General features: G+C 71.5%; 8 protein-coding genes and 2 pseudogenes. 5 read left to right on the top strand and 5 right to left on the bottom strand.

The features are described from left to right. Positions 1 to 71: 71 nt before the first annotated feature. Positions 72 to 869, bottom strand: a pseudogene (locus GUY61_RS29895) (oxygenase MpaB family protein); the annotation flags it as partial. Positions 870 to 1,375: 506 nt separating this feature from the next. Between GUY61_RS29895 and GUY61_RS29890 the strand changes: the two are divergent. Next, positions 1,376 to 1,717, top strand: coding sequence for a hypothetical protein (locus GUY61_RS29890; RefSeq protein WP_166633371.1), 342 nt, complete (start codon positions 1,376 to 1,378; stop codon positions 1,715 to 1,717). A gap of 381 nt (positions 1,718 to 2,098) precedes the next feature. Here the strand turns inward: GUY61_RS29890 and GUY61_RS29885 are convergent, their stop codons facing one another. Continuing rightward, the gene (locus GUY61_RS29885) at positions 2,099 to 3,070 is read right to left on the bottom strand and encodes an aldo/keto reductase (RefSeq protein WP_166633370.1); all 972 of its coding nucleotides are present in this window, start codon (positions 3,068 to 3,070) and stop codon (positions 2,099 to 2,101) included. Positions 3,071 to 3,190: 120 nt separating this feature from the next. Next, entirely contained in the window at positions 3,191 to 4,264 is a 1,074-nt protein-coding gene (locus GUY61_RS29880; protein WP_166633369.1) for a LuxR C-terminal-related transcriptional regulator, read from the bottom strand. A 97-nt stretch (positions 4,265 to 4,361) separates the two neighbouring features. On the opposite strand from GUY61_RS29880, the gene GUY61_RS29875 reads away from it, so the two are divergent. The 3 genes and pseudogenes from GUY61_RS29875 to GUY61_RS40665 form a co-directional block, all read left to right on the top strand. Further along, positions 4,362 to 4,808, top strand: coding sequence for a cupin domain-containing protein (locus tag GUY61_RS29875; RefSeq protein ID WP_166633368.1), 447 nt, complete (start codon positions 4,362 to 4,364; stop codon positions 4,806 to 4,808). 85 nt (positions 4,809 to 4,893) lie between these two features. After that, the gene (locus GUY61_RS29870) at positions 4,894 to 5,520 is read left to right on the top strand and encodes a hypothetical protein (RefSeq protein WP_166633367.1); all 627 of its coding nucleotides are present in this window, start codon (positions 4,894 to 4,896) and stop codon (positions 5,518 to 5,520) included. 153 nt (positions 5,521 to 5,673) lie between these two features. Then, positions 5,674 to 5,886: pseudogene (locus tag GUY61_RS40665) on the top strand (J domain-containing protein); the annotation flags it as partial. 190 nt (positions 5,887 to 6,076) lie between these two features. Here GUY61_RS40665 and dnaK read toward each other — a convergent pair. Continuing rightward, on the bottom strand, positions 6,077 to 7,942 hold the full coding sequence (gene dnaK / locus GUY61_RS29860; protein ID WP_166633366.1) for a molecular chaperone DnaK: 1,866 nt from the start codon (positions 7,940 to 7,942) through the stop codon (positions 6,077 to 6,079). 278 nt (positions 7,943 to 8,220) lie between these two features. On the opposite strand from dnaK, the gene GUY61_RS29855 reads away from it, so the two are divergent. After that, entirely contained in the window at positions 8,221 to 8,367 is a 147-nt protein-coding gene (locus GUY61_RS29855) for a hypothetical protein (RefSeq protein ID WP_166633365.1), read from the top strand. 40 nt (positions 8,368 to 8,407) lie between these two features. On the opposite strand, the gene GUY61_RS29850 is transcribed toward GUY61_RS29855, so the two are convergent. Continuing rightward, complete coding sequence (locus GUY61_RS29850; protein WP_166633364.1) at positions 8,408 to 8,884, bottom strand: Hsp20/alpha crystallin family protein; 477 nt, start codon at positions 8,882 to 8,884, stop codon at positions 8,408 to 8,410. Positions 8,885 to 9,160: the final 276 nt, after the last annotated feature.

The raw sequence follows: 9,160 nt of genomic DNA, 5'->3' as shown, positions 1-9,160 counted from the left end.
CCGTGGCGTGGATCAAGCGGGACGGCACGATCCAGAACGTGCGCATCACCGAGCTGCTGATGACGGAGGCGCTCACCCGCGCCCGGCGCCGCGGGCGGCAACCGGAGCAGCCGGCGGGCCCACGACGGGAGCGTGGAGACCGAGTTGGCGGCCAGGACGGCGTAAGGAGGCCGGGCGGCCCAGGGCAGGGGCGGGTGGAGGAGCAGGAAGCGCGCCGCGTCGAGGGCCTCATCGGTGGCGCGGAGTTCCGGGCGGTAGGAGGCCAGACGGTCCGCCAGTTCGGCCCGGTCGCGTGGCGGATCGACGACACCGAGCGCGGCCGCCACCCGTGCGGTGTCGGCGACGTAGGCGTCGTACCCGGCGTCGTCCAGCGGGTGTGCGCCGTAGCGCCGGTGCGCGCTCAGGAAGCTGTGGACCTCGGCGGCGTGGACCCAGCCGAGCAGATGCGGGTCGGCCGCGTGATAGCGCTCCCCGTACGGTGTCGTGCCCCGGACGCGCTCGTGCACCGCGCGCACCCGGTCCACCGCGCGCTGCGCGTCGTCGGCCGTTCCGTACGTCGTCACGGCGAGGAAGGCGCTGGTCCGCTGCAGCCGCCCCCACGGGTCGCCGCGATAGCCCGAGTGGGCGGCGACCCCCGCCATCGCCAGCGGGTGCAGGGACTGCAGCAGCAGTGCGCTCAGCCCGCCGATGAACATCGAGGCGTCGCCGTGGACGACGCGGACGGGGCGGTCGGGCCCGAACCAGCGCGGCCCCGGGGTGCCGTGGATCCGGCCCCGGGTCCGTGCGCCCTCGGGACCCGCGACACGCTGGAAGAGCGTGCTGCCGAGCCTCTTCCGCAGTTCGGAGACCGCGGCCGGGGACAGGTCCATGGGGAAAGTATCCGTCGGCCGGCGCGCCGGGGGCACGGAGTCCTTCCGGGCAGGCCGGGGCCGTCCGGGACGCCGAACACCGGGAGCCGAATCGACACATCCTTCGATTGGCTGATGACCATGTGCCGGAGCCTGTCGTTCTCAAGGTGCCATTACTGCCGCCGACGGAAGGTGAGGATGCGATGAGCCGACGTCAGAAGGGCCGTCGACACCGTACGGTCAACCGGACTCCGCGTCCGGTCGGATCCGTACCGAGCCGCAGGCCCGCGCAGGCTTCCGCCGCCACGGCGCCCGCCGCGCAGGCTTCCGCCGCCACGGCGCCCGCCGCGCAGGCTTCCGCCGCGACGGCGCCGGCCGCGCAGGCTTCCGCCGCGACGGCGCCGGTCGCCGCGGCCGACACGGCACTCGCTTCACCGGACGGGGCCGCGCCGGGCCGTCCGCCCGGGTCCCCGCCCGGCGCCCCGTCCGAGTCCCGGGCCGGGGCCGCTGCGGCAGAGGCCGGCGCCATGGCACCCCGGGCGTCCGCCACCGAGCCGGACGAGGCAGCCGAGGAGGAGGACGGCCCCGTCTTCAGCACCCCGACCCGCGACGGAGGACTCGGCCGGCCCGCCGCCCGTACCTGGCGCCGGCTCAGGGCCGCGGACACGGGCACGAGTGTCGAGGTGCTGTCCGAGGCCGTGGGCTACCAGGCCTCCACGGTGCTCAAGCACCTTCAGGGCCTGGCCAGGTTCGGCCTGGCCGAGCGGCGGGACACACTGTGGCACGCGACGGACAAGTGCCAGTGGACAGCCGCCGCCGAGCACAGCCTGCCCGTCCGGGCCGGCGCGCGGACGCCCCCGCCCGGCTGAGCGGCGCCGGCGAAGTCGAGCGCGGTTCTGCGGCGCCTTGCGACACAGGGGCGGCGGGCTGCTCCGATTTGCGGCTCCGCCGTATGGGCGCGACCGGTACGACGGACCCGCAGGAGACGCACCGGCCTTCCGGCGGAGTACTCGGGCCCGGTCGTCCCGAGGCCGGACGACGAATGCCGATCGCCGAAAACGCCGAACACCGAAGGCCGAAGGTCGAACGCCCAGCGCCGAACACCGAAGGCCGAAGGTCGAACGCCCAGCGCCGGACCGCGGCCGTCGGGCCGCGGCTGCGCATCCTCGCCCGAGCCCGAGCCGGGGTCCACCCGCGGCCGTGCCCCGCCGGGCGATCGTCCCGGCGGGGCGCACAGCCGTGGCCGCGCTTCAGGAGAGGCCCAGCACCGGATGCGGGACGTACGGGCTCTCCAGGCGTTCCACCTCCTCGGCCGTGAGCGCGACCTCCAGCGCGGCCACGGCGTCGGAGATGTGGTGGGCCTTGGTCGGGCCGACGATCGGCGCGGTGACGGCCGGCCGCCCCATGAGCCAGGCCAGTGCCACCTGTGCGCGGGGGATGCCCCGCTCCCCGGCGATCTTCGCCACCTCCTCGGCGATGTGCCGGTCCGCGTCGCTGTAGAGGGTCTTCCCGAAGGCGTCCGTACGGCTGCGCGCGCTGGACTCGTCCCAGTCGCGCGTGAGCCGGCCCCGGGCGAGCGGGCTCCACGGGATGACACCGACCCCCTGGTCGGCGCACAGCGGAAGCATCTCCCGCTCCTCCTCCCGGTAGAGGAGGTTGTAGTGGTTCTGCATGGTCACGAACTTCGTCCAGCCGTGGCGCTCCGCGGTGAACTGCGCCTTGGAGAACTGCCACGCGTACATGGAGCTGGCGCCGATGTAGCGGGCCCTGCCCGACTTGACGATGTCGTGAAGCGCCTCCATCGTCTCCTCGATCGGCGTGTCCGGGTCCCAGCGGTGGATCTGGTAGAGGTCGACGTAGTCGGTGCCCAGACGGCGCAGACTGTTGTCGATCTCCGTGAAGATCGCCTTGCGCGACAGTCCGTGAGCGTTGGGCCCCTGCCGCATGCCGCCGTACACCTTGGTCGCCAGCACGATCTCCTCACGGCGGGCGAAGTCCGCCAGCGCCCTGCCGACGAACTCCTCGCTGGTGCCGTCGGAGTAGACATTGGCGGTGTCGAAGAAGTTGATCCCCGACTCGACCGCCTGCCGGATCAGCGGACGGCTGTGCTCCTCGTCCAGTGTCCACTCGTGGGTGCCCCGGTCGGGCGCGCCGAAGCTCATGCAGCCCAGACAGACGGGGGAGACGTCCAGGCCGGTGGGACCGAGCTTCACATACTCCATGTCGGAATGCCTTTCCTGGTGTGCGGCCGCGCCGCCGGTGCTCCGGCCTTCTCCGGCCGATCGCCCGGCACGTCCTGTGGGGCATTCATCCGTACCCGGCTCCGCTCCCGCTCAAGAGCGTCAGCAGGCCGTGTCGGACCGCAGGGACTCGTCGGCGGCGTGCAGCGGCGCGAAGAAGTTGAAGAACAGGGCGGCAAGGAGCTCATTGCGGCTGTTCACCTCGAACTTGGTGAAGATGGCCTTGAGATGGTCCTGGACGGTGTACTCCGACAGGCCGAGGGCGCGTGCCACCTGCCGGTTGGAGCTGCCCCGCGCCACATGTTCGAGCACGTGCTGCTCGCGGGGCGTCAGGCCGCGGCTGCGCACCACGATCCCCGCCATCTGCTGGGGGCGGACCCGTTCCACCACGACCGCCGGCGAACCCCCCAGATCCGTGGCGTGCAGCGCGAGCCAGCCGGTACCGGCCGGCACGGTCGTGCTGGCGGGCAGGCCGGCGACGCGGCGGGCCACGACGGCCTGGACCGCCTGCGGCAGACCCTCCGGGCTCCGCGCGCCGAGCAGCGCCTGGGCGTCGGCGTTGATCTCCAGGATCCTGCCGTCCGTACCGGCCAGGATCAGCCCGGCGGCCACCGCCCCGGCGCTCTCCCCGCCGGCCGGGGGCGGACCGGCGGAGCCACGGACCAGTGACGACCGCAGGGCACCCGCGAAGGGACGGCCGAGCGGGGCCAGCTCGGCGAGGTCCCCGTGCGTGAACCGGCCGCCGGCGCGGTAGAGGCACAGGGCACCCCAGGCGGAGTCCCCGTCGTGGAAGACGAGCCGCAGCTCGTCGGTGAATCCCCTGGGGGCCAGCACCTCGCGGAAGCGCGGGCTGGCCGCCGGATCGCCGTCGGTCGCGGCGGACAGCGCGCCGATCCTGTCCCCGGCCGCGAGGTCGGTCAGCTTCAGCACGTCCGCCTGCCCGTACTCGTTGGCGAAGACCTGGTTCTCCAACTCCTCGTCGCGGGACATCCCGTCCAGCACGCACGACGTCCACATCACCGTCGCGGGATCGACGGTCGCCCACACGGCGAGGTCGTAGCCGATGTGCCGGCGCAGCAGAGAACTCGCCTGCCGCCGCAGCGCCACATGGTCCTGTCCGCCGTCCAGCCGGCCCAGCAGCCGCCCGGCCAGCGTACGGTCACCGACCGTACTCATGCGTCCCCCCTGAAATGAGGGATGGGAGCGACCCGTCCGGGTCCGTACCGTCATGGGCATTCCCACCCCGTACCACCTCTGACGAGGAGATGATCCCATGCGTGTCCGAGCCACCGCGCCGGCCGACAAGCTCTCGTTCGCCCTCCTGGGGGCCGAAGCCACGGCGCTCGCCACCGGTGAGGAGACCTCCGGACGTTGGGAGGCGATGGAACTCTCGCTCGCCCCCGGGGCCCGTTCGCCGCTGCACACGATCGGTGAGGACAAGCTGTTCTACGTCGTCGCCGGCACCGTGACGCTGACCATCGGAGACTCGGAGACGGAGCTGTCCACGGGCGGCTTCGCGCATGTGCCGGCGGGCACGCCGCACTGCTACCGCAATCTGTCGGGTGCCGCGGCCGGACTCCTGGTCGTCACCACCGGGTCGGGCCACGTCGACTTCCTGCGCGGCATGGGGGCACTGACCGCGGCGGGCCGGCCCGACCCGGACGAGCTGGCCGCCCACACCGCCCGCCACGGGGTGTACCTGCTCCCCGCCACGAACTGAGCACAGTCCTCCCGCACGCTCCGGCCGGGCACCCCGGCCGGATGCCCGAGGTCGCCGACCGCGAACCGTGAACCAGGAGTCAGCCATGCGTTCCCTGCCTGCCGTGCCGTCCCGAAGGTCCGGCCGGATCGCCGTCACCGCGTTCGTGGCACTGTCCCTGACCGCGGCGCTGGGCGGCTGCGGCCCCGAGGACACCGGTGTTCCGGCCGGCGCCCCGACCGCCGCGGAGAGCACGGACGGCAAGCCCGGGAACTCCACCACGGGAGCCGTGCCCGAGGGACTCGTCGGCGAATGGCAGGACCCGGCGGACCTCTCGCTGGGACAGCGCAGCCTCGACCTGTACGACCCGGGCAGCGGCTGGGTCGCCGATCCGAACGACGCCAGGGCCGGAAGCGGCATCCGGATCACCTCGGACGGCGGGTACGTCTGGTCCACCTACGCCGCCGTGAGCAACGGCGGCTGCTGGAGCCACGGGATCACGTACCAGCGCGGCAGCGCGCAGGGGGACGGCGACACCATCGTCCTGGAACCCGAGGTCAACCGCAGGACCTACCAGGGCGGATGCAACAGCGCGTCGGACATGGACAGGGAGGAGTCGCACTCCCCGCAGCGCTGGTCCTGGAAGCGGACCACCGACCAGGAGGGCAGGACCCATCTGACTCTGGTCTCCGTCGAGGCGACCCACGACTACGTACTCGTCGCGGCTTCGTAGTCGGGCTTCGCAGCGGCCCCGACGGGTCCGGCGGGGTCCCGCCGGCCGTCCCTTGACAGGCAACGGGCCGGGCAATACGCAGCTTTGTCAGGAGGTTTCTCTCGGTCCGCACGTCACGCACGCCGGGGCGCCCGCCGGGAGGAGGTGAGGGTGATGCCCGGGGAGCCGCCACGGCGCGATCAAGACGCGGTACTGGGGTTCCCGCCCACCGCGTCCGCCCGTCAGATCACCGCGGCGTACCGAAGACCGGTCCGTGACCTGCACCCGGACACGCGCACCGGCGATCCCGCCCCGACCGGGGACGCGACCGAGGAATTCGCCGAAGCCGTGGCCGCCTACGACACCCTGCGCGACCCCGGGCGGTCTGCGGCCTACGACGCCGCCCGCGGCAAAAAACCGGCACGCGGGGAAGCGCGACGGGCGGCGCGGGGGCGGAAGGTTCCGGTCCGTGTACGGTGCGGATCCGTCGCACTTCACGGTGTGACCGCGCCGGCCCGCCGCTCGTCCCGGACGACCACCGGCCGCCGTTCGGGCCGGTGGTCCTGCGAGGGGTGCTTCATCCGGTGCCTTCCTTCGGGTGCCCCTCCTCGTCGACGATCTCCGCGTCGACGACCTCCTCGTCCGTGCCCGAGGGACCGCCGGCGGCAGTGCCGCCTTCCTGGGCCCCGGACGCCCGGGCCTGCGCGTACATCGCGGTGCCGATCTTCTGCGCGACCGCCGCCGCCCGCTCGCTCGCGGCGCGGATCGCCGCGGTGTCCTCGCCCTTCAGCTTCTCCCTCACCTCTGTCAGGGCGCTTTCCACCTCGGACTTCACATCGCCCGGGATCTTGTCCCCGCTCTCCCTGAGGAGCCGCTCGGTCTGATGGACGAGTTGCTCGGCCTGGTTGCGGACCTCGGCGGCCTCGCGGCGCTTGTGGTCCTCCTCGGCGTACTGCTCGGCCTCCTTGATCATCCGGTCGATGTCGTCCTTCGGCAGCGAGGAGCCGCCGGTGACGGTCATCTTCTGCTCCTTGCCCGTGCCGAGGTCCTTCGCGGTCACGTGCATGATGCCGTTGGCGTCGATGTCGAAGGCGACCTCGATCTGCGGGACACCGCGCGGGGCCGGCGGCAGACCGGTCAGCTCGAAGACGCCGAGCTTCTTGTTGTACGCCGCGATCTCGCGCTCGCCCTGGTAGACCTGGATCTGCACGGACGGCTGGTTGTCCTCCGCCGTCGTGAAGATCTCCGAACGCTTGGTCGGGATCGTGGTGTTGCGCTCGATCAGCTTGGTCATGATGCCGCCCTTGGTCTCGATGCCGAGGGACAGCGGGGTGACGTCGAGCAGCAGGACGTCCTTGACCTCGCCCTTGAGGACACCGGCCTGCAGCGAGGCGCCGACGGCGACGACCTCGTCCGGGTTCACCCCCTTGTGCGGGTCCTTGCCGGTCAGTTCCTTCACCAGGTCGGTCACCGCGGGCATCCGCGTGGAACCGCCCACCAGGATCACGTGGTTGATGTCGGAGACCTCGATCCCGGCATCCTTGACCGCGTTGTGGAACGGTGCCTTGCAGCGTTCCAGCAGGTCGGCCGTCAGCTGCTGGAACTGGGCCCGGGTGAGCTTCTCCTCCAGGTGCAGCGGCCCCTCCGCGGAGGCGCTGATGTACGGCAGGTTGATCGTCGTCTCGCTCGCCGCGGACAGCTCGATCTTCGCCTTCTCCGCGGCCTCGCGCAGCCGCTGGGTGGCCATCTTGTCCTGGGACAGGTCCACGCCGTAGTGGTTCTTGAACTGCTTGGTCAGGTGGTCCACTATCCGCTGGTCCCAGTCGTCGCCACCCAGATGGGTGTCGCCGTTGGTGGCCCTGACCTCCACCAGCCCCTCGCCGATGTCCAGCAGGGACACGTCGAAGGTGCCGCCGCCCAGGTCGAAGACGAGGATCGTCTGCTCGCTCTCCTTGTCCAGCCCGTAGGCGAGCGCGGCCGCGGTGGGCTCGTTGATGATCCTCAGCACCTTCAGGCCGGCGATCTCCCCGGCTTCCTTGGTGGCCGTGCGCTGCGCGTCGTTGAAGTACGCCGGAACGGTGATGACCGCGTCCGTCACATCCTCGCCCAGGTACGCCTCCGCGTCCCGCTTGAGCTTCTGCAGCACCCGCGCGGAGATCTCCTGGGCGGTGTAGCGCTTGCCGTCGATGCTGCCGGTCTCCGGGAAACGCCACTGCGCGGCGCCCACGTGCCGCTTGACCGACCGCGCCGTGCGCTCGACGTTCGTCACCGCCTGGCGCTTCGCGATCTCTCCGACAAGGACGTCGCCACCCTTGGCGAAGCCCACGACGGACGGGGTCGTCCTGGCGCCCTCCGTGTTGGTGACAACCGTTGGTTCCCCGCCCTCCAGAACGCTCACCACGGAGTTCGTCGTCCCGAGGTCGATACCGACTGCCCGTGCCATGCCAGTCTTCCTCCTCCGTCTGCTGAGCGGCGCCCTCGCACCGGTGAAGGACCTGAGGGCGCCGTCCGTCCGACCCCGCCTCATGCGGGTCGGACCGTAGCCTGCCCTACTTCATGTGATAAAACCTGAGTCGCCTAATGTCAATGTTTCATCTGCGGTGTGGTCGCGATCCGGGTAATTGACCGATCTGTCCCGGTGTGATGGGGGTCATTGCGGCGTCACACGCAAAAAGGTGACTATCAGGTCAATCGTCCATCCGAGAAGAAAGCGACTCCGCGATGAGTGAGCAGCACGTCCACGTCCGTCGTTCCCTGGGCATGGCAGTGACGGCAGAGGGCAACCTGGTCGAGCAGTCCCGCTGCCGCTGCGGTGCCACGTGGGACAGGGCTTACCTCGTCGAGATCGAGGACGCGGAGTCGGAGTGACGACCGGCCCCGCGCCCTCGCGGCTGCCGCACGCGCGGGGCTAGGCCTCTTTGTTCCTGCCCTTGCCGATCTCGATCCTGCGGCGCTCCGCCGTCGCCGCCTTGGGGATGCGCACCGTGAGGACGCCGTCGGTCAGATCGGCGTCGATGTGCTCACTGTCCGTCCCGCTCGGCAGCGCGGTGCGGTACACGAACCGCCCGGTCCTGCGGCTCAGCACCTTGCCGCGGTGTTCCTCGCTCAGCTCTCCGGTGATGCACAGCTCGTCGGCGTCCACCTCGACCGTCACGTTGTCCGCCGGCACGCCGGGGAGCTCGGCCCGCACGACGTACGCGTCGTCGGTCTCCTCCTCCTCGGCCATGGGCATCCACCGGCGTTCACCGCTGGGCGCGGCGGCCTCCTCCAGGAGCCGTCCCATCATCCGGCCCCACACCTTCTCGAAGTCGCCGAACGGCTCCCAGGTCCCCATGCTCGGCCACGTGCGCTCCACGGCACTGCTGCGTCGGGCTGGCTGGTTCATGGCTGATCTCCCTTGCTCGGACAGTCCCGCCCCCGCAGCCGAGTAGCCGATCCCCCTGCCGCCAAACAGCGCCCGGCCCCGCCAGCCGCTCGTTCCGCGGGCGGCGCTGCCCGCACGGGGTGACGGCCCGGCGGCCCGGAGCCGTCGGGACTAGGGTCCGTCTTCAAAGATCGCTAGATGGTGGATCATGGTGGCGTGATACGCCGTCACGAACTCACCGACCAGGAGTGGGAGTTGCTCGCTCCACTCATACCGCGGGCCAAGACGGGACGACCG

Source organism: Streptomyces sp. GC420, assembly GCF_009916105.1.
Lineage (GTDB): Bacteria > Actinomycetota > Actinomycetes > Streptomycetales > Streptomycetaceae > Streptomyces.
This window is presented reverse-complemented; position numbering and strand designations above follow the sequence as displayed.